Source organism: Stenotrophomonas sp. AS1 (genome assembly GCF_048957655.1).
Classification (GTDB): domain Bacteria; phylum Pseudomonadota; class Gammaproteobacteria; order Xanthomonadales; family Xanthomonadaceae; genus Stenotrophomonas; species Stenotrophomonas bentonitica_A.
On record NZ_JARVXM010000008.1, the window covers coordinates 280,492 to 301,093 of the forward strand.

14 protein-coding genes are annotated in these 20,602 nt (G+C 67.9%); 9 read left to right on the forward strand and 5 right to left on the reverse strand.

What is annotated here, in order from left to right; translation table 11 throughout:
• Window positions 1-78 precede the first annotated feature (78 nt).
• From PV764_RS15830 to PV764_RS15860, 7 genes are all read left to right on the forward strand, one after another.
• Complete coding sequence (locus PV764_RS15830; protein ID WP_019183493.1) at window positions 79-3,318, forward strand: efflux RND transporter permease subunit; 3,240 nt, start codon at window positions 79-81, stop codon at window positions 3,316-3,318.
• 34 nt (window positions 3,319-3,352) lie between these two features.
• Window positions 3,353-6,478: an efflux RND transporter permease subunit gene (locus PV764_RS15835; RefSeq protein ID WP_019183492.1), complete on the forward strand. Its 3,126-nt coding sequence runs from the start codon at window positions 3,353-3,355 to the stop codon at window positions 6,476-6,478.
• A gap of 243 nt (window positions 6,479-6,721) precedes the next feature.
• A complete protein-coding gene (locus PV764_RS15840; RefSeq protein ID WP_421117074.1) occupies window positions 6,722-8,791 on the forward strand; it encodes a TonB-dependent siderophore receptor in 2,070 nt (689 codons plus the stop codon).
• A gap of 183 nt (window positions 8,792-8,974) precedes the next feature.
• Window positions 8,975-11,152: a YccS family putative transporter gene (yccS, locus tag PV764_RS15845; RefSeq protein WP_284128692.1), complete on the forward strand. Its 2,178-nt coding sequence runs from the start codon at window positions 8,975-8,977 to the stop codon at window positions 11,150-11,152.
• Between the two features lie 170 nt (window positions 11,153-11,322).
• Window positions 11,323-13,212, forward strand: a complete 1,890-nt coding sequence (locus PV764_RS15850; RefSeq protein ID WP_421117077.1) for an MFS transporter — start codon at window positions 11,323-11,325, stop codon at window positions 13,210-13,212.
• Between the two features lie 214 nt (window positions 13,213-13,426).
• The gene (locus tag PV764_RS15855) at window positions 13,427-13,786 is read left to right on the forward strand and encodes a CD225/dispanin family protein (protein ID WP_019185331.1); all 360 of its coding nucleotides are present in this window, start codon (window positions 13,427-13,429) and stop codon (window positions 13,784-13,786) included.
• Window positions 13,786-14,205, forward strand: a complete 420-nt coding sequence (locus tag PV764_RS15860) for a DUF2752 domain-containing protein (RefSeq protein ID WP_070472290.1) — start codon at window positions 13,786-13,788, stop codon at window positions 14,203-14,205. Before PV764_RS15855 ends, PV764_RS15860 begins: the two co-directional genes overlap by 1 nt.
• A 9-nt stretch (window positions 14,206-14,214) precedes the next feature.
• Here PV764_RS15860 and ampE read toward each other — a convergent pair whose 3' ends face one another.
• The 5 genes from ampE to PV764_RS15885 all read right to left on the reverse strand — a co-directional run bounded on the left by ampE (window position 14,215) and on the right by PV764_RS15885 (window position 17,863).
• Window positions 14,215-15,108: a regulatory signaling modulator protein AmpE gene (gene ampE, locus PV764_RS15865; protein WP_046273058.1), complete on the reverse strand. Its 894-nt coding sequence runs from the start codon at window positions 15,106-15,108 to the stop codon at window positions 14,215-14,217.
• Window positions 15,109-15,228: 120 nt separating this feature from the next.
• The gene (nudC, locus tag PV764_RS15870; RefSeq protein ID WP_070426105.1) at window positions 15,229-16,134 is read right to left on the reverse strand and encodes an NAD(+) diphosphatase; all 906 of its coding nucleotides are present in this window, start codon (window positions 16,132-16,134) and stop codon (window positions 15,229-15,231) included.
• Window positions 16,135-16,203: 69 nt separating this feature from the next.
• Window positions 16,204-16,593 (reverse strand): iron-sulfur cluster insertion protein ErpA, encoded by a 390-nt coding sequence (erpA, locus tag PV764_RS15875; protein ID WP_019185327.1) that lies wholly within the window; start codon window positions 16,591-16,593, stop codon window positions 16,204-16,206.
• A 54-nt stretch (window positions 16,594-16,647) separates the two neighbouring features.
• The gene (locus tag PV764_RS15880; RefSeq protein WP_019185326.1) at window positions 16,648-17,109 is read right to left on the reverse strand and encodes a bactofilin family protein; all 462 of its coding nucleotides are present in this window, start codon (window positions 17,107-17,109) and stop codon (window positions 16,648-16,650) included.
• 4 nt (window positions 17,110-17,113) lie between these two features.
• Window positions 17,114-17,863, reverse strand: a complete 750-nt coding sequence (locus PV764_RS15885; RefSeq protein WP_019185325.1) for a DUF6776 family protein — start codon at window positions 17,861-17,863, stop codon at window positions 17,114-17,116.
• A 181-nt stretch (window positions 17,864-18,044) separates the two neighbouring features.
• On the opposite strand from PV764_RS15885, the gene PV764_RS15890 reads away from it, so the two are divergent.
• Both PV764_RS15890 and PV764_RS15895 read left to right on the forward strand, forming a co-directional pair.
• Complete coding sequence (locus PV764_RS15890) at window positions 18,045-18,671, forward strand: DUF4126 domain-containing protein (protein WP_019185324.1); 627 nt, start codon at window positions 18,045-18,047, stop codon at window positions 18,669-18,671.
• Between the two features lie 33 nt (window positions 18,672-18,704).
• Window positions 18,705-20,588 carry an EAL domain-containing protein gene (locus PV764_RS15895; protein ID WP_399616571.1) on the forward strand — a complete coding sequence of 628 codons (1,884 nt, stop codon included), beginning with the start codon at window positions 18,705-18,707 and terminating at the stop codon, window positions 20,586-20,588.
• Window positions 20,589-20,602: the final 14 nt, after the last annotated feature.

A 20,602-nucleotide genomic window follows, 5' to 3' on the forward strand; every position in this document is an offset into this window, starting at 1 on the left:
CCCACGTTCCTGACGCCGGCCCAAGCGCCGGCGTTCGCCTGATCCAACGCAGCACGACGCACCAGCAAGGACCCGCCCGTGGGCTTTTCGACGATTTTCATCCGCCGCCCGATCGCCACCTCGCTGCTGATGGCAGGCCTGCTGCTGCTCGGCATCCTCGGTTACCGCCAGCTGCCGGTGTCGGCGCTGCCCGAGATCGATGCGCCTAGCCTGGTGGTGACCACCCAATACCCGGGCGCCAACGCGGTCACCATGGCCTCGCTGGTGACCACGCCGCTGGAGCGCCAGTTCGGACAGATCTCCGGGCTGGAGATCATGACCTCCGATTCGTCGGCGGGGCTGTCCACGATCATCCTGCAGTTCTCGATGGACCGCGACATCGACATCGCCGCGCAGGATGTACAGGCCGCGATCCGCCAGGCCACCCTGCCCTCTTCGCTGCCTTACCAGCCGGTCTACAACCGGGTGAACCCGGCCGATGCGGCGATCGTCACCCTCAAGCTCACCTCCGACACGCGCCCGCTGCGCGACGTCAACAACTACGCCGACTCCATCCTCGCCCAGCGCCTGTCGCAGGTGCAGGGCGTGGGCCTGGTCTCCATCGCCGGCAACGTGCGCCCGGCCGTGCGCATCCAGGTCAACCCGGCGCAGCTGTCCAACATGGGCCTGACCCTGGAAGACCTGCGCAGCGCGCTGACCCAGGCCAACGTCAACGCGCCCAAGGGCTCGCTCAACGGCAAGACCCAGTCCTACTCGATCGGCACCAATGACCAGCTGACCAGCGCCGCCGAGTACCGCGACACCATCATCAGCTACAAGAACGGCCGCCCGGTGCGCCTGTCCGATGTCGCCAACGTGGTCGATGGCGTGGAGAACGACCAGCTGGCCGCGTGGGCCGATGGCAAGCCGGCGGTGCTGCTGGAAGTGCGCCGCCAGCCCGGTGCCAACATCGTGCAGACCGTCGAGCGCATCCGTACGCTGCTGCCGCAGCTGCAGAACGTGCTGCCGGCCGACGTGCACCTGGAGATCTTCAACGACCGGACCGAGACCATCCGCGCCTCGGTGCATGAAGTGCAGTTCACCCTGATCCTGACCATCGGCCTGGTGGTGGCGGTGATCTTCGTGTTCCTGCGCCGCCTGTGGGCCACCATCATTCCCTCGGTGGCGGTGCCGCTGTCGCTGGCCGGCACCTTCGGGGTGATGGCGTTCGCCGGCATGTCGCTGGACAACCTCTCACTGATGGCGCTGGTGGTGGCCACCGGCTTCGTGGTCGACGATGCGATCGTGATGATCGAGAACATCGTGCGTTACATCGAACAGGGCAAGAGCGGCCCCGAAGCAGCCGAGATCGGCGCGCAGCAGATCGGCTTCACGGTGCTCTCGCTGACCATCTCGCTGGTGGCGGTGTTCCTGCCGCTGCTGCTGATGCCCGGCGTCACCGGCCGCCTGTTCCATGAGTTCGCCTGGGTGCTGAGCATCGCGGTGACGCTGTCGATGCTGATCTCGCTGACGCTCACCCCGATGATGTGCGCCTACCTGCTCAAGCCGGACGCGCTGCCCGAAGGCGAAGACGCGCACGAGCGTGCCGCCGCGGCCGGCAAGACCACCGTGTGGTCGCGCACCGTCGGCCTGTACGAGCGCAGCCTGGACTGGGTGCTCGATCACCAGCCGCTGACCCTGGCCGTCGCCGCCGGTGCGCTGGTGCTGACCGTGGTGCTGTACATCGTGATCCCCAAGGGTCTGCTGCCCGAACAGGACACCGGCCTGATCACCGGCGTGGTCCAGGCCGACCAGAACATCGCCTTCCCGCAGATGGAGCAGCGCACCAAGGCCGTGGCCGAAGCCCTGCGCAGCGATCCGGCGGTGACCGGCGTGTCCGCCTTCATCGGCGCCGGCACCATGAACCCCACGCTCAACCAGGGCCAGTTGTCGATCGTGCTCAAGGAGCGCGGCGACCGCGATGGCCTGGATGAGATCCTGCCGCGCCTGCAGAAGGCCGTGGCCGGCATCCCCGGCGTGGCGCTGTATCTCAAGCCGGTGCAGGACGTCACCCTGGATACCCGCGTGGCGGCCACCGAGTACCAGTACTCGCTGTCGGACGTGGACAGCGCGCAGGTCGCGCTGCAGGCCACCCGGCTGACCGAAGCGCTGCGCCAGCGCCCGGAACTGGCCGACGTGGACAACAACCTGTCCAACCAGGGCCGCGCGCTGGAACTGACCATCGACCGCGACAAGGCCAGCGTGCTCGGCGTGCCGATGCAGACCATCGACGACACCCTGTACGACGCCTTCGGCCAGCGCCAGATCTCCACCATCTTCACCGAGCTCAACCAGTACCGCGTGGTGCTGGAAGTGGCGCCGGAATTCCGCACCAGCACCGCGCTGATGAACCAGCTGGCGGTGGCCTCCAACGGGGCCGGTGCATTGACCGGCAGCAACGCCACCAACTTCGGCCAGGTCACCTCGTCCAACTCGTCCACGGCCACCGGCATCGGCGCGCAGAACACCGGTATCCCGGTCGGTGCGGGCAACATCATTCCGCTGGCCGCGCTGGCCGAAGGCAAGGTCACCAGCACCCCGCTGGTGGTCAGCCACCAGCAACAGCTGCCGGCGGTCACGGTGTCGTTCAACATCGCGCCGGGCTACTCGCTGTCCGATGCGGTCAAGGCGATCGAGGAAACCAAGGCCGGCCTGGACATGCCCTCGCAGGTGCATGCGCAGTTCATCGGCAAGGCGGCCGAGTTCACCGGCAGCCAGACCGACGTGGTGTGGCTGCTGCTGGCCTCGCTGGTGCTGATCTACATCGTGCTGGGCGTGCTGTATGAAAGCTACATCCACCCCTTCACCATCATCTCCACCCTGCCGCCGGCCGGTGTCGGCGCACTGCTGGCACTGATGGTGTGCGGGTTGCCGCTGTCGGTGGATGGCATCGTCGGCATCGTGCTGCTGATCGGCATCGTCAAGAAGAACGGCATCATGATGGTCGACTTCGCGATCGAGGCACGCCGCACCGGGGCCAACGCGCATGAAGCGATCCGCCGCGCCTGCCTGCTGCGCTTCCGCCCGATCATGATGACGACCGCCGCGGCCATGCTCGGCGCGCTGCCGCTGGCGCTGGGCACCGGCATCGGCTCGGAGCTGCGCCGCCCGTTGGGCATCGCCATCGTCGGCGGCCTGCTGCTGTCGCAGCTGGTCACGCTGTACACCACGCCGGTGATCTACCTGTACATGGAGCGCTTCTCCGAGCGCCTGCGCCAGCGCCGCGAACAGCGCGCGCTGCGTCACGGCCATGGCCCGGTGCAGGAGCCGCAGGCGTGATGATGAGCACCGCAGACCGCTGCGGAGGCGTTCGATGAACATCTCCGGCCCGTTCATCCGCCGCCCGATCGGCACCGCTCTGCTGGCCATCGGCCTGTTCGTGGTGGGCGTGATCTGCTACCTGCAGCTGGGCGTGTCGGCACTGCCGAACATCCAGATCCCGGTGATCTTCGTGCACGCCAACCAGGCCGGCGCGGACGCCACGACGATGGCCTCCACGGTGACCGCGCCGCTGGAGCGCCACCTCGGCCAGCTGCCCGGCATCGACCGCATGCGCTCGTCCAGCTCCGAAGGCAGCTCGCTGGTCTTCATGATCTTCCAGAGCGACCGCGACATCGACTCGGCCGCGCTGGACGTGCAGACCGCGATCAACTCGGCCCAGTCCGACCTGCCCGCCGGGCTGGGCACGCCGATGTTCCAGAAGGCGAACCCGAACGACGACCCGGTCATCGCGATCGCCCTGACCTCCGAAACGCAGTCCGCCGACGACCTCTACAACGTGGCCGACTCGCTGCTGGCCCAGCGCCTGCGCCAGATCACCGGGGTCTCCTCGGTGGATATCGCCGGCGCCTCCACGCCGGCGGTGCGGGTGGACGTCAACCTGCGCCTGATGAATGCCCTCGGCCTGACCGCCGATGACCTGCGCAATGCGGTACGCGCAGCCAACGTGACCTCGCCGACCGGCTTCCTCACCGATGGCAACACCACCACCGCGATCATCGCCAACGATTCGGTCGCGCGCGCCGCCGATTTCGCCCAGCTGGTGATCAAGACCGCCGACGATGGCCGCGTGATCCGCCTGCAGGACATCGCCAACGTCTACGACGGGCAGCAGGACGCTTACCAGGCCGCGTGGTTCAACCACAAACCGGCGGTGGTGATGTACGTGTTCACCCGCGCCGGCGCCAACATCGTGGAAACCGTGGACCGGGTGAAGGCGCAGATCCCGACCCTGCGCGACTACCTCGAACCGGGTACCACGCTCACCCCGTATTTCGACCGCACCCCGACCATCCGCTCGTCGCTGCATGAAGTGCAGATCACCCTGCTGATCGCGCTGGCCATGGTGGTGCTGACCATGGCGCTGTTCCTGCGCCGGCTGGCCCCGACCCTGATCGCGGCGGTGACCGTGCCGCTTTCACTGGCCGGCGCGGCGCTGGTGATGTACGTGCTGGGCTTCACCCTGAACAACCTGAGCCTGCTGGCGCTGGTGATCGCGATCGGCTTCGTGGTCGACGATGCGATCGTGGTGATCGAGAACATCATGCGCCACCTCGACGAGGGCATGCCGCGCATGCAGGCCGCCCTCACCGGCGCGCGCGAGATCGGCTTCACCATCGTCTCGATCACCGCCTCACTGGTGGCGGTGTTCATTCCGCTGCTGTTCGCCGAAGGCATGATGGGCGCGTTCTTCCGCGAGTTCACCGTCACCCTGGTGGCGGCCATCGTGGTCTCGATGATCATCTCGCTGACGCTGACCCCGGCGCTGTGCAGCCGCTTCCTGAGCGCGCATGCCGACGCCGGTGCGCCGAGCCGTTTCGGCCGCCTGCTCGATGCCGGCCACGACCGCATGCTGCGGATCTACGTGAAGCTGCTGGATTTCTCGCTGCGCCACGCGCTGCTGCTGTCGCTGACGCCGCTGCTGCTGATCGGCGCGACGGTGTTCCTGTTCGGTGCGGTCAAGAAGGGCGCGTTCCCGCCGCAGGACACCGGGCTGATCTGGGGCCGCGCGAATTCCAGCGCCACGGTCTCGTTCGAAGACATGGTCAACCGCCAGCGCCGCATCACCGACATGCTGATGGCCGACCCGGCGGTGAAGACCGTGGGTGTGCGCCTGGGCAGTGGCCGCCAGGGCTCGAGCGCGCAGTTCAATGTTGAGCTGAAGTCGCGCAAGGACGGCCGCCGCGAGACCACCGCGCAGGCCCTGGCCCGCCTGAGCGCCAAGGCCGATCGTTACCCCGACCTGCAGCTGCGCCTGCGCGCCATCCAGGATCTGCCCAGCAATGACGGCGGTGGTGCCAGCCAGGGCGCGCAGTACCGTGTCTCGCTGCAGGGCAACGACCTGGCCCAGCTGCAGGAGTGGCTGCCCAAGCTGCAGGCCGCGCTGAAGAAGAACCCGAAGCTGGCCGATGTCGGCACCGACGTGGACGCCGCCGGCCTGCGCCAGAACATCGTGATCGACCGGGCCAAGGCCGCCCGCCTGGGCGTGTCGGTCGGTGCCATCGACGGCGCGCTGTACGGCGCCTTCGGCCAGCGCCAGATCTCCACGATCTACTCGGACATCAACCAGTACAGCGTGGTGGTCAACGCCCTGCCGGAGCAGACCGCGACACCGGGCGCGCTGGACCAGATCTACGTGCGCGCCGGCAATGGCGAGATGGTGCCGATCACCGCGGTGGCCGAGCAGGTACCGGGTCTGGCACCGTCGCAGATCACCCACGAGAACCAGTACACCACGATGGACCTGAGCTACAACCTCGCCCCCGGCACCAGCATGGGCGAGGCCAAGGCGATCATCGACAGCACCGTCAACGGCATGCGCATGCCCGGCGACATCCGCCTGGCCGACGACGCCGGGTTCGGCTTCGATTCGGACCCGATGGCGATGCTGATCCTGGTGATGGCGGCGATCATCACCGTCTACCTGGTGCTGGGCATGCTGTACGAGAGCCTGATCCACCCGGTCACCATCCTCTCCACGCTGCCGGCGGCAGGCGTCGGCGCGCTGCTGGCGCTGTACGGCACCAACACCGAGCTGTCGGTGATCTCGATGATCGCGCTGGTGCTGCTGATCGGCATCGTCAAGAAGAACGCGATCATGATGATCGACTTCGCGGTGGTCGCGCAGCGCGAGCATGGCAAGACGCCGCTGGAGGCCGCCCGCGAAGCCAGCATCGTGCGCTTCCGCCCGATCATGATGACCAGCATGGTGGCGATCCTGGCCGCGGTACCGCTGGCCATCGGCCTGGGCGAAGGCTCCGAACTGCGCCGCCCGCTCGGCATCGCGATGATCGGCGGCCTGCTGTTCTCGCAGAGCCTGACCCTGCTCAGCACGCCCGCGCTGTACGTGATCTTCTCGTGCCTGCGCGAGCGCTGGGTGGCCCGCCGGGCGCGGCGCCGAGAGAAGCGCGCGTTGAAGCGGGCCGCCGCCGCGCGGTAGGCATTGCATCGGTAGGTACCGACCGTTGGTCGGTACGCCCCTGTCGGTACCCCCGGCCGGTGCGCACCGGTTTGACGCCACGTAACAAAACGACAACAATTCTCATCCAGCCACGGTCCTGCATCGCCCTCTGCGATGCCCCCGCTGCCGGTTCCCGGCCAGCCTGCGCGATCCAGCCATCGACCCTCCCCCGCCCTCTGTAGATCGCGGACGGCATTGTGCTGTCCGCCAAGGAACCCATCGATGCTGTCGTCCTCCCTGCCCCGCCTGGCCACGTTGGCCGTCGCACTGTCGCTGGCCTGCGCCGCCCATGCCCAGTCCGTACCGGACGGCACCGCGCGGGCGCGCTCGGCCACCGACCTGGATGCGATCAAGGTCACCGCCGAACGTACCCACACCGATACCGGCGCCCTGGGCGACCGCGCCGTGCGCGATACCCCGTTTGCGATCTCGGTGGTCGGCCGCGAGGACATCGAAAAGCGCCAGGTGGTCTCGCTGGGCGAAGCCTTCCTGACCGATCCTTCGGTGGTCACCCAGGTCAGCGCCTACGCCAGCGGCTGGAGTTCGCCGATCCGCAACCGCGGCATCGATCTCAGCTACGACAGCTACCGCGTCAACGGCCTGCAGGTGTCCTCGTGGGGCACCGAGTGGCCGCTGGAAGTGATGGAACAGGTGGAACTGCTCAAAGGTCCCGGCGGCTTCATGTACGGCTTCGGCCAGCCCGGCGGCATCGTCAACTACGTCACCAGGAAGCCGACCGAGGTCACCACGCTGTCGGCACAGCTCGGCTGGCGCGAGGCAGGCATCGTCAGCGGCCAGATCGATGTGGGCGGACGCTTCGGCAACGAGGACATGTTCGGCTACCGCTTCAACGCGTACCAGGAGAAAGGTGAAACGTTCAACGGCGGGGAGGTGAACCGCAAGGTCGGCGCCCTGTCGCTGGATGCACGCCTGACCGACCGGCTGACCTGGACCTTCGATGGCGTGTTCCAGTCGCGCGATCTCAGCAACGAGTCGCCGCAGTATTACTTCATCGGCCTGACCGAGCTGCCGCGCCCGCTCGCGGGCGACATCGACAACAGCATCGATGGCAGCTACTACGACACCCGTTCCAGCCTGCTCTCCACGGCGTTGAACTGGCAGATCAACAGTGACTGGAAGGCCAGCCTGAGCTATGGCGTGACCACCTCATGGAACGACGTCAACAAGATCTTCGCCTATATCGATGACGTCAACGGCGATTACAACGTCAACACCTACGAGCTCGGCGGCAAGAGCGAGTGGAAGCTGGCCCAGGCGATCGTGCAGGGCCGCTTCCAGACCGGCCCGCTGTCGCACCAGGTGGTCGCCGGCGTCTCCCACCAGACCGGGCTGGGCTGGGACCGTCCCTACGAGTGGAACACCATCGGCCGCGGCAACCTCTACCAGCGCCCGACACTGCGTCATGATGCGGTCGGCTCGCGCGTGCTCAGCCGCGGCAGCGAAACGGTGCAGCAGGCTGCGTTTGTCAGCGATACCGTCAGCTTCGCCGATGGCTGGTCGCTGCTGGCCGGCGCGCGCTACAACGACTTCGAGAACAAGGGTGCGTACCACACCTATCCGGTCACCCCGACCTACGCCCTGATGTACAAGCCGGCCGATGCAGTGACGCTGTATGCCAGCTACGTGGAATCGCTGGAAGCCGGCAGCCGCGTGGGCAGCGATTACATCAATGCCGGTGACGTGCTCGACCCGACCATCAGCAAGCAGTACGAGATCGGCGCCAAGATCGAGTACCCGCGCTGGAGCGCCAATGCCGCCGCCTTCCGGCTGGAGCGTGGCGCGAACATCGACCTGCTCACGCCCGCCGGCAAGCTGCTGGTGCAGGACGGCATCACGCTGTACGAAGGCGTGGAAGTCAGCGGCGACGTGCGCCTGACCGATGCCTTCACGCTCGGTGGCGGCGTGACCTGGCTGGACCCCACCTACGACAAGCTCTCCCCCGACAGCGTCGCCCAGGAAGGCAACCGCACCGCCGGCGCCGCCCGCTGGCAGGGCGTCCTGCACGCCGACTACAGCGTCCCGCAGGTTGAGGGCCTGAGCGTGTATGCACTGGCCCGTTACTACGGTGACGTCTATTACGACGCCGACAACACGCTCAAGCTGCCCGACTACACGCTGGTCAACGCCGGTGTCGGCTACCGGATGCAGGCCGCCGGCCATCCCGTCACCTGGCGCGCCGGCGTGGAGAACCTGGCCAACAAGAAGTACTGGTCCAACGCAGGCGTCGGCCTGCCGCGCACTTTCGCGGTAAGCGTGCGCTGGGACATGTAACCGGAAGCACACAGGTAGTGCCGGCCGCTGGCCGGCTCCTCCACACAGCGCGTAGTGCCGGCCGCTGGCCGGCTCCTCGGCATTGTCGGGAGCCGGCCAGCGGCCGGCACTACCGTCGGCGGTAGAGGTGTCCCCTTCACTCCGCCCCGGCAATAATGGCGGCCTCTCTTCCGCCGAGTCGCCATGCCCTCGTTCGAAACCCGCGTCAGCCGCCTCTGGGCACATGAAAAGGCCAGCTATGGCCTGCGGGTATTCATCGCGTTGTCGGCGGCCATGGGGCTGTGCTGGTACCTGGACCAGCTGCCCGCCCTGCCCGGCGTGTTCCTGGGCATCATCGCCAGCGCGATCGCCGAGACCGACGACAACTGGTGGGGCCGGATCAAATCGGTGGCGCTGTCGCTGCTGTGCTTCGTGGCGGCCGCCGCGGCGGTGGTGGTGCTGTTCCCGCATCCGTGGTGGTTCATCACCGCCTTGGCCGCGGCCACCTTCGGGCTGACCCTGCTCGGCGCGCTCGGCGAGCGCTATGCCTCGATCGCGCAGGCCACGGTAACCCTGGCCATCTACACGATGATCGGGCTGGAACAGCACGGTGCCGCCGATCTGTCCCAGGCGGTCAACGCCGTGAGCCACCTGCTGGCCGGTGCGGTCTGGTATGCGTTGCTCTCGATCCTGTGGACCGCCCTGTTCGCCAACCGCCCGGTGCGCGAGCGGGTTGCCCGCCTGTATCTGGAGCTGGGCCGCTACCTCAAGCTCAAGGCCGATCTGTTCGAACCGGTCCGCGATGCGGACGTGCAGAAGCGCCAGCTCGCCCTGGCCGAGCAGAACCGGCGCGTGGTTGAAGCCCTCAACATCGCCAAGACCGCGATCCTGGCGCGCTTTGGCCGCTCCGGCCGGCCCGGCGTGCAGTCCGGCCTGTACCTGCGCCTGTACTACATGGCCCAGGACTTCCACGAGCGCGCCAGCTCCTCGCACTACCCCTATGGCGCCCTGACCGAAGCGTTCTTCCACAGCGACGTGCTGTACCGCTGCCAGCGCCTGCTCGCGCTGCAGGGCGAAGCCTGCGCCAATCTCGGCCAGGCGATCCGCCTGCGCCAGCCCTTCCAGTACGGCGAGCGCACCAAGCAGGCCACCGCCGACCTGACCGATTCGCTGGCCTGGCTGCGCGCCCAGCACAACCCCCAGTGGCAGCGCCTGCTGGCCTCGCTGGAACTGCTGGGCCACAACCTGCAGAGCATCGAACGCCGCCTGTCCGAAGCCGAGAAGTCCGAGTCCACGCTGGACAACGTGGACACCCGCCTGCGCGATACCAACCCGCACACCCTGCGCGAGATGGGCGTGCGTATCCGCCAGCAGCTCACCCCAGGCTCGGTGCTGTTCCGGCACGGCCTGCGCATGGCGCTGGCGCTGATCGTCGGCTTCGCGGCGATCCGCCTGTTCAACGCCCAGAACGGCTCCTGGGTGCTGCTGACCATCGTGTTCGTCTGCCGCCCGCACTTCGGTGCCACCCGCCAGCGGCTGGCGCAGCGGATCGCCGGCACCCTGATCGGCCTGGTGCTGACCTGGGCGCTGATGCAGTTGTTCCAGGACCTGCGCATCGAGCTGCTGATCGCCCTGCTCTCGGCGCTGCTGTTCTTCTTCACCCGCAGCGATCGATACCTGGTGGCCTCGGCGGCGATCACGGTGATGGCGCTGACCTGCTTCAACCTGATCGGCGATGGCTTCCTGCTGATCTGGCCGCGGCTGGTGGATACGCTGCTGGGCTGTGCGATCGCCGCGGCGGCAGCCTTCCTGATCCTGCCCGACTGGCAGGGCCGCCGCCTGAACCTGGTGATGGCGCGGGTGCTCGACAACTGCGCCAGGTACCTGCACGCCGTGCTCGGCCAGTACGGCAGTGGCATGCGGGACGATCTGGCCTACCGCATCGCACGGCGCGACATGCACAACGCCGATGCGGCGCTGTCCACGGCCCTGTCGAACATGCTGCGCGAGCCGGGCCACGTACGCCGCAACCTGGATGCGGGGTTCCGCTTCCTGGCGTTGTCCAACACGCTGCTCGGCCATCTCTCCGCGCTGGGTGCGCACCGCACCCAGCTGGACAGCTACGGCCAGGACCCACTCGCCCTGTCCGGCGGGGAACGCGTGGAGCAGGCGATGCAGCAGATCGCCAGCGCGCTGCAGCAGCGCGAGCCGGTGGCCGAGGACGCCAACGACGGCGACCGCGCCCTGGCCGAACAGCTCGAGCAGATCCCGGACGACATGCCGCCCCAGCTGCAGCTGATCCGGACCCAGATGGGCCTGATGCTGCGCCTGCTGCCCAAGCTGCGCGGTGCCGCCAACGAGGCCGCGCGCACGCTGCGGTAGGTATCGACCGGTGGTCGATACGGATGTTGAACGTCTCACGGCCTATAGAACGTTCTCACGACCAACGGTCGTGAGCTACCCAGGACGGGGCTGCCTGCACCGTACCGCGGCGCTGCCATGCTGCGCCAACAGGGAGAATGCTAGGCTGCGCCGGTTCGCAAGGAGTCTCCATGTCCGGCCATAGTCAGTTCGCCCTGCTCAGGCAACGCCGTTTCCTGCCGTTTTTCATCGTCCAGTCGCTGGGCGCGTTCAACGACAACGTCTACCGCCAGGCGATCATCGCGCTGCTGTTCTTCCTCGGCACGCCGATCGAAGAGCGCTCGCTGTACACCAACCTGACACCGGCAATCTTCATCCTGCCGTACTTCCTGTTCTCGGCGCTGGCCGGGCAGATCGCGGAGAAGCTGGAGAAGTCGCGGCTGATCGTGATCACCACGACCATGGAGATCGCGATCATGTCGCTGGCCGCGGTCGGCTTCCTGACCGAGAGCATGCCGGTGCTGCTGGTCGCGCTGTTCTGCACCGGCATGCAGTCCACCCTGTTCGGGCCGGTGAAGTACTCGGTGTTGCCCTCCATCCTCAAGCCCGAGGAGCTGACCGGCGGCAACGGCCTGGTCGAAATGGGCACCTCGCTGTCGATCCTGACCGGCATGATCGCTGGCGGTCTGATCTTCACCCTGGCGGGCAGCCATGGCCCGATCGTCGCCGCGACCGCGGTGATCGTATTGGCCGTGGCCGGCAACCTCACCGCGCGGATGATCCCGAAGGTCGATGCCGGCGCACCGGACCTGAAGATCAACTGGAACCCGCTGCCCGAGTCGCTGGCGGTGCTGCGCATGGCCAAGAAGCAGAAGGCGGTGCGCAACGCGATCCTCGGCGTGTCCTGGTTCTGGTTCGTCGGCACCATGCTGACCTCGCAGCTGCCCACCTACGCCGAAATCAATCTAGGCGGTGGCTCCACGCTGTACATCTTCGCGCTGGCGCTGTTCTCGCTCGGCACCGGCACCGGGTCGCTGCTGTGCGAGAAGCTGTCCGGGCGCACCGTGGAAATCGGCCTGGTGCCGCTGGGCGCGTTCGGCATGACCGCCTTCATGCTCGACCTGTACTTCGCACGTGTCGGGGAAGCCGCCGCCGCCGGGCTGTCGATCTGGCAGTTCGTACAGGCGCCCGGCAGCGTGCGCATCATCATCGACCTGATCGGCATCGGCCTGTTCACCGGCTTCTTCGTGGTGCCGCTGTTCGCACTGATCCAGAGCCGCACGGCCAAGTCGGAGATGTCGCGCGTGTTCGCCGCGCTCAACATCCAGAACTCCGGTTTCATCGTGCTGGCCGCAGGCCTGGGCCTGCTCACCCAGCGCGTGCTGGACTGGACCATTCCGCAGCTGTTCCTGGCCCTGGCGATCGCCAACGCCGTGGTGTCGATCTACATCTTCACGATCGTCCCCGAATTCCTGATGCGCTTCCTCAGCTGGGTGATGGTGCGTGCGCTGTACCGCCTTCGCCCGCACGGGATCGAGGCCAACGTGCCGGACGAGGGCGCGGCGCTGATCGTGTGCAACCATGTGAGCTACATGGACGCGCTGATCCTCTCGGCCACGATCCCGCGCCCGGTGCGCTTCGTCATGTACTACAGGATCTTCAACATCCCGGTGATGCGCTGGATCTTCCGCACCGCCAAGGCGATCCCGATCGCCGGTGCACGCGAGGATCCGGCGCTGATGCAGGCCGCGTTCGACGAGGTGGACAAGGCATTGGCCGAAGGCGAGCTGGTCTGCATCTTCCCCGAGGGCGCATTGACCCGTGATGGCCAGATGGGCGCGTTCAAGTCGGGCGTGGAGAAGATTCTCGAGCGCCGCCCGGTGCCGGTGGTGCCGATGGCGCTGCGCGGCATGTGGTCGAGCATGTGGAGCCGGCGCGACACGCGCCTGGGCCGGATGCGCGTGCCACGTCGGTTCCGCGCGCATGTCGAGGTGGTTGCGTCGGCACCGATCGCCGGCGAGGTCGCCACGGCCCCGATGCTGGAGACACAGGTGCGGCAGCTGCGGGCTGACCAGGCGTGAGTCCCGCCCTGCCTGCATGTAACCGTATACATGGACGCGGGTACATCGGTTAGATTACCGCCCGGGGCACCTCGCCCGCGCTGGCCGGCGCGGGCGGACGCTCGATGCCGGACATTGCCGTCGTGTCACCTGTTGCCGATCGTGCCTCATCGCGTGTGTTGTTCGCCCCGGATCCATCCCGTACACACCCACCCAAGCAAATGGAGCTTCGCTGATGAATGCCACCGCCCCCCTGCCGCCCGCCCCGGGCAGCATTCCGAACCACCTGATCTGGTCGATCGTCGTCACCATCCTGGCGTTCTTCGTGTGCTGCCTGTCGTGCCTGAGCTTCCCGGGCATCGTCACCGGCGTGGTCGCGATCGTGTTTGCCAGCAAGGTCAACGGCCTGCTCAACCAGGGCGACCTGGAAGGCGCGCGTCGTGCCTCCAAGAACGCCAAGATCTGGGCGTGGGTCACCACCGGTTTCCTGATCGCCGGCGTCGTGCTGTTCGTGATCTCGCTGGCCTTCATGGGCGTTGACGGTTACATGCAGCAGATGCAGCAGTTCCAGCAGCAGATCGAAAGCGCCAGCTGATGATCGCGCTGCACGGCAAGCGCTGGTTGCTGGCGGCCCTGCCGCCGGCCGCCTTGGCCGCCGGCGCGGGGTTCTGGGTGCTGCGGCACTACGACCCCAACAGCGCCAGCAGTCCGTTCCCGCCGTGCAGCTTCCTGGCCGTTACCGGGTACTACTGCATCGGCTGCGGGCTGACGCGTGCACTGCACGCGCTGGCCCACGGCGATGTGGTCGCCGCGTTCTCGATGAATCCCCTGGCGATGCTGATGCTGGCCATCGCCCCGCTGGTGATCGGCTGGGCGCTGGGCTGGCGCCCACGCGTGCTGCAGCCGCTGATCACGCTGCTGATGAAGCCCGCCTTCTGGCTGATCCTGCTGCCCGCGTACTGGATCGCACGCAACCTGCCGTGGGTGCCGTTTACCTGGTTGGCACCGGGCTGATCCCAACCGCTAGGTGACCCAGCCGGCGATCACCAGCAACGCCAGCACTGCCATCCACAACAGCAGCATGCGCCACACCAGGCTCATTGCATCGCGCAGTTCCGGCAGCCGACGCCATACCGGCACCATGCCCGCATCGCTGTAATCGTGCGCATCCTCGCGCAGCTCGGCACTGACGCTCGCCCGCGCGACCGCGCCAAGGAAGTGCGTGGAGGCGGCCCACTGGTTGCCATGCGCCTCGCGCCACGCCTTGAATGCGGTATCGAAGTTGCCGACCAGCGCCATCGACAGCGACATCAGCTGCGCCACCGGCCATTCGAGCCAGGACAGCACCACGCGTGCACCGGCGACCGCTTCCACGCTGGCCAGCGAGCGCATCGGGCCGACCGCCAGCAACGCCAGCAGGCGATACAGCAGCGCGCCGACCGGGCCCAGCAGCAGGAACCAGAACAGCACCGCGAACCAGCGCCGCAGCGCGTTGAGCACCGTTGCTTCGACGAGCGAGGGGACGTCTTCGTGCAGGCTGCCACCGGCGGACTGCAGCTGCGCGATCGCCAGATGACGCGCATGGGCGTCATCGGCATCGATCACCGCCTCGACATCGCGGTCCAGGTCGCGCGGGCCCCAGCACATCACCAGCACCAGCACGCCCAGCAGCAGTGACGGCAGGCCGTACATCCGATCATCGAAGAGCCACTGGATCAGGCCCAGCACCACGACGAACGGCAGCACCGCCAGCCAGGCACCCTTGCGTCCGCGCCAGGCGCCGTCTTCGGCGGCATGCCGGTCCAGCCACTGCAGCCAGCGCCGGTAGAGGCCGAACCGCCGCAGCGCAACGGCCGCGCCCGGCGCGACATGGCCCAGGGCCAAGGCAACCAGCACGGCGACCAGGGTGGTGAACATGTAAGCCTCCGGCTCGGGACGTGGAACGCGCCGCTACTATGCCTTGCGGCCCGGCAACTCCCCGGGCCGTAGGTAATGTAACGCGCCGCGTGTTCAGCCTGCGGCAACGGCAGGCGACGGTCAGGCGACCTGCTGGCGGTACCAGTGCTCGATCAGGCTGCGCGAGATCGAGATCGGCGGGGACAGGCGGATGCCTTCGCCGTCGTCCTCGACATCCCGGGCCAGGGCAGCGCCCACTTCCTGGGCGGTGAACCAGCGGGCATCCTCAAGCTCGCCGTTCACGGTCGGCACGTCGTCTTCGGCCGTCGCGGCGAAGCCGAGCATCAGCGCGCCGGGGAACGGCCATGGCTGGGTCCCCAGGTAGCGGCACTCGCGCACGCGCACCCGGCTTTCCTCGAACACCTCACGGACCACGGTCTGCTCCAGCGATTCACCGGGCTCGACGAAGCCGGCCAGCACCGAATAGCGACGCGGGGCCCAGTTGGCCTGGCGGCCCAGCAGCAGCCGACCCTGGTTTTCCACGGCCACGATCACGGCCGGATCCACCCGCGGGTAATGTTCGGTTGCGCACTGGCCGCAGCGGCCGACGAAGCCGCCGCGGCTGAAGGTCACCGCGCCGCCACACACGCCGCAGAAACGGGTGCGCGACTGCCAGTAGGACATGCCGCGTGCGTAACAGAAGGCGGTGGAATCGGCGATCGACCAGGTCGCGGCGGACTGCCGCAGGTCGACCCGCTGCGGGGCCGTCACCGACAGGCCGGCGGCCTCCATCGAGAACCACGCCTGCTCGCCGCGCAGGCCGAGGAAGATCGCGGTACCCGGGCCACCGCCCAGCTCGGCGCCGGTCAGTGGCAGGGGCTGGCCGTCGTTGCCCGCCAGTGCGGTGCCGTCCTGGTCGAGCACCAATACGCGCGCGTCCGGCCACAGCCGCAACAACGCATCAGCGTCATCGCGCAGGGTATCGGCGCGCTCCAACGGCTCGCTGACGAAGGCGAAACCGGAAAGCTGCGAAGAGAATTTGGACATCGCAAGAGCCTGCCCACATTCGGCGGGACTGGCAAGCGGCAACCGACCCGCAGGCCGGTTGCGCGCGCATCACATGCTGAAACTGCTGCCGCAGCCGCAGGTGGTCTTCGCGTTCGGATTGCGGATCACGAACTGCGCGCCGGTCAGGCTCTCGGTGTAATCCACCTCGGCGCCCATCAGGTACTGCAGGCTCAGCGGATCCACCAGCAGGGTGACGCCCGCGGTATCCACCGCCAGATCGTCCTCGGCCCGGTTCTCATCGAACTCGAACCCGTACTGGAAGCCGGAACAGCCACCGCCTTCGATGTAGACGCGCAGGGCGAGGGCAGCGTTGCCCTCATCCTGGATCAGCTCCTTGACCTTGGCCGCAGCGGCCTCGGTGAAGTTCAGCGGACGGTCCAGGGACTGGTAGTTCGGCGCGGCGGCGGGTGCGCCGGGCAGGGAAACAAGCGTGCTCATGCCCCCAGCATGGGGCTGCATGAGCACGGTTTCAAGGTGGGGCGCCGGCGCGATTCAGGCCATCGCCTCGGCCAGCTTCCTGCGGGCGGCGGTGTCCTTGCCCTTGCCCTCGTCCGCATCCCCGGACGGCGGCGGCAGGGCCATCTGCGCCGAGGTGTGGATCAGGCGGCCGGTCAGCTGGGCACCGGCGTGCATTTCCACCACTTGGTAGTGGATATTGCCGGTGACCCGGGCGCTGGGGGTCAGTTCGACCCGCTCGGTGGCGTGCACATCCCCATCCAGGCGGCCGCTGATGACCACCACCTGGGCGCGGATCTCGCCCTCGATGGCGCCGTGCTCGGCCACCGTCAGGGTGGCGTTGCTGGCGCCGTCCTGGGCGATCACCTTGCCCAGGATGGTGCCTTCCACATACAGGCCACCGCTGAATTCCACGTCCCCGCGGATCACCACCTGCGCGCCGATCAGCGCGTCCACGACCAGATGTCCGTCGCGGTTGGACTTGTTGCTGCCAAACATGGGCTTACTCCCCTTCTTTTGCCGATGCCGCCGGTGCCCCGGCCTGTTTCCAATCGAATACCTGGGTGGCGCCCCCCGCGCCCGATCCCAGCGTGACCCGCACACGTTGCGGGGTGAAGCCTTGGGGCAGCATCACGCTGCCGGTGAGCTGCTGGAAGTACCGGAAGGAATAGTCCTGGCCCGGTACCTTGGTGCGCTGGTGCAGCTCGTCCCAGCTGACCGAGGTCAGCTTGCCGTCCTTGACGCCTTCCACGGTGAAGCGCATCTGCCCCTGGCTGATCGCCCCGCGGTTCAGGTTCTGGGTCAGCACCACGGCGTACTGCCAGGTGCCGCCGGTTTCCGGCGAAAACTCCACCGAATGGGTGTTCAGGCCCTTGCGCTGGCTGGTCGCCCCGACCAGGCGCTCGTAGAAGGCCACGTCGGCGCGCAGGCCGGCGATCTCTTCATCGCGCTCACCCAGCGAGGCCTGGACCTCGGTATTGGCAGCACGGCTGATGCGGTCGGAGGCCTGCAGGGTCGCCTGGCGCTGCTGCAGTTCGATGAGCTGCTGCTGGAGGCGCTCGTTGCGGGTCTCGGCGGCCTTGAGCTGGGTGCCGACGTCGCCGCCGGGCGAGCCCAGCCAGGCGCCGAGCAGCGCGGCCAGGATCAGCGACAGCAGCCAGGCACCGCCCAGCACCAGCAGGCGCTTGCGGTCCTGCACGGGCGGCGTGCCCGGCCGACGGATCTGGATGCGGGAAGGTGTGGGCTTATTCATGGCAGTCCTGGGCGACCGCGCCTGCCGGCGCTGTCGCAACGGCCCCTGTCTGGAACGACGGGCTAGTGTAAGTCAGGGGAAAGGCCTTGTCCGCGCAGGCTCGGGATCCGGGCAGTAGCGTTCATGGACGTCATCCACGATAGTGTGCGCCTGTGCACATTCTGCCACCGGAGCGCGTGCCATGACCGAAGCCCACCTGTTCGTGATCGGCATCCTGCTGGCCTGGCTGGCCGGTATCCGCGTGTACCTGACCGTGTTCGGCGTGGGGCTGGCCGGCCTGCTCGGCTGGGTCGACCTGCCGCCCGCGCTGCAGGCCACCGAATCGTGGTGGGTGCTGGGCACCTCGGCCGCGCTGGCCATCGCCGAGTTCTTCGCCGACAAGATCCCCGGGGTCGATTCAGTCTGGGACCTGGTCCAGACCCTGGCCCGGGTACCGGCGGGTGCGTTCCTGGCCGCGGCCACGCTCTCGCCCAGCGGTGAACTCAGCGGTACCGCCCTGGTGGCCGGGGCCGGGGTGGCGCTGGCCAGCCACGGGCTGAAGTCCGGCACCCGTGCCCTGCTCAACACCTCGCCCGAACCGGCCAGCAACTGGGTCGCCTCGGCGGCCGAAGACACCGTGGTGGTCGGCGGGCTGGCGCTCGCACTGGCGCACCCGTGGCTGGCGCTGATCCTGGTGGTGGCGTGCAGCCTGATCGGCGCGTTGATCGTGTGGATGATCTGGCGGACGCTGTGGAAGGGGATGCGCTGGCTGATGCGCCAGGCCGACAGTGGGCAGACGCAGGTGAAACCGGGCACCCTGCCCCGGTAAGGCGCGCCCTGCCTCCGGGCGTTCATCGCATAATTGCGGCGCAGACTGGGAGTACGGATGGCCGTTCACGACAACGTTGTTGCACCCGCCCGCGCCGTGCGCGCTGAAACGCCGCCGGCCGAGCACTGGCAGCGCTGGCAACGCCAGGCCACGCCCGCCGCGTTGGCGCACAGCAATGTCGTCGCGCTCAATCCCGTGCCGGCCAGCCCGCCGCCGTTGCTGCCGCCAATGACCACCGATGCCAGCGACCTGGTGCCGCCGGGCATCGATTCGCCGTACCGCGTCCTGATCGTCGAAGACGACCGCTCGCAGGCGCTGTTCGCACAGAGCGTGCTGCACGGCGCCGGCATGCAGGCGCTGGTGCACGGCGATGCCGAAGGCGTGCAGCAGGCCATCGCCGAGCATCGCCCCGACCTGATCCTGATGGACCTGCACCTGCCCGGCCTGGACGGCATGCGCCTGACCGCGTTGATCCGCCAGCAGCCTGGCCAGCAGCTGCTGCCGATCGTGTTCCTCAGTGGCGACCCGGATCCGGAGCGCCAGTTCGAGGTACTCGACAGCGGTGCCGATGATTTCCTCAGCAAGCCGATCCGCCCGCGCCACCTGATCGCGGCCGTCTCCAACCGGATCCGCCGCGCCCGTGCGCAGGCCGCCTCGCAGGCGGGCAACGCGGGTGCGCCGGCGATGAACAATCCCGAGACCGGCCTGCCCACCCGCCATCACGTGATGCAGGAGCTGGGCACCTCGCTCGCGCACCGCGATCGCGGCGGCCTGTTCTTCATCGAGATCGCCAGTGCGCTCGGCCTGCGCGAACGCTATGGCTATGCCGCCTTCGAACGGCTGATGACCCAGGCCGGCCAACGCCTGGCCGATGCCGCGCAACCGCACCTGCTGGCGCGCTTGAACGACAACAGCTTCCTGGTCCTGGCCCGCGATGCCGACGAGGACACGCTGGATACGATGGCGCACGCGCTGCGCGAACAGTTGTCCACGCGCGCGTTCGTGATCCGCGATGACGAATCCGTGCACCTGCGCGGCGTGGTCGGCCATGCCCAGCTCTCGCCGGGCTTCTCCGATGCGGGCAGCGCGCTGGAAGCGGTCGAACGCACGACGCTGCAGGCGCGCCTGCTGACCGCCGGCGTGGCCGCCTATGTGCGTCGCGAAGATGTGGCCGCACAGGAACATCTTGCGTTGCTGGAAGGGCAACTGGAACTGGCCTATCAACCCATCGTCGCCGTCGCCGGCGGCAACACCGCGCAGTACCAGGTGCTGCTGCGGCTGCGCCAGGCCGATGGCAGTGTGCTGGCCGCCGGCCAGGTGATTCCGGCGGCCGAAGCGGCCGGGCGCATCGCCGATCTTGACCAGCAGGTGCTCGACCACGCACTGGGCCTGCTGGATCTGTATCGCCACGCCGCACAACCGCTGCACTTGTTCGTCTCGCAGTCGCTGCGCACGCTGGCCCGCGATGCGTTCGGCGATTGGCTGCTGGAGTCGCTGGCCAGCCGCCAGATCGACGGCAGCGCGCTGGTCATCGACGTGCGCCTGCCTGATGCCCTGATCCACACCGTCACCCTGCAGCAGTTCTGCACGCGCATGCATGCGGCCGGCGTGCGCTTCTGCCTGAGCCAGTTCGAGCCGGGCGATGAGGCCAACGCCTTGATGGCGCAGCTGCCGCTGGCGTATGTGCGCATGGCCGCGCGCTTCTCCAACAGCCATGCCAACCAGCAGACCCGCGACGAACTGCGCGCGGCGATCGACCGGGCGCACCGCGCCGGGCTGCGCATCATCGGCCAGCAGATCGAAGATCCGCAGGCCGCGGCCGCGATGTGGATCAGCGGCGTCGATTTCATCCAGGGCAACATGGTCCAGTCCGCCGGCAGCGAACTGAACTTCGACTTCCAGAACTCGGTGCTCTGAGCATGGGACGCCAC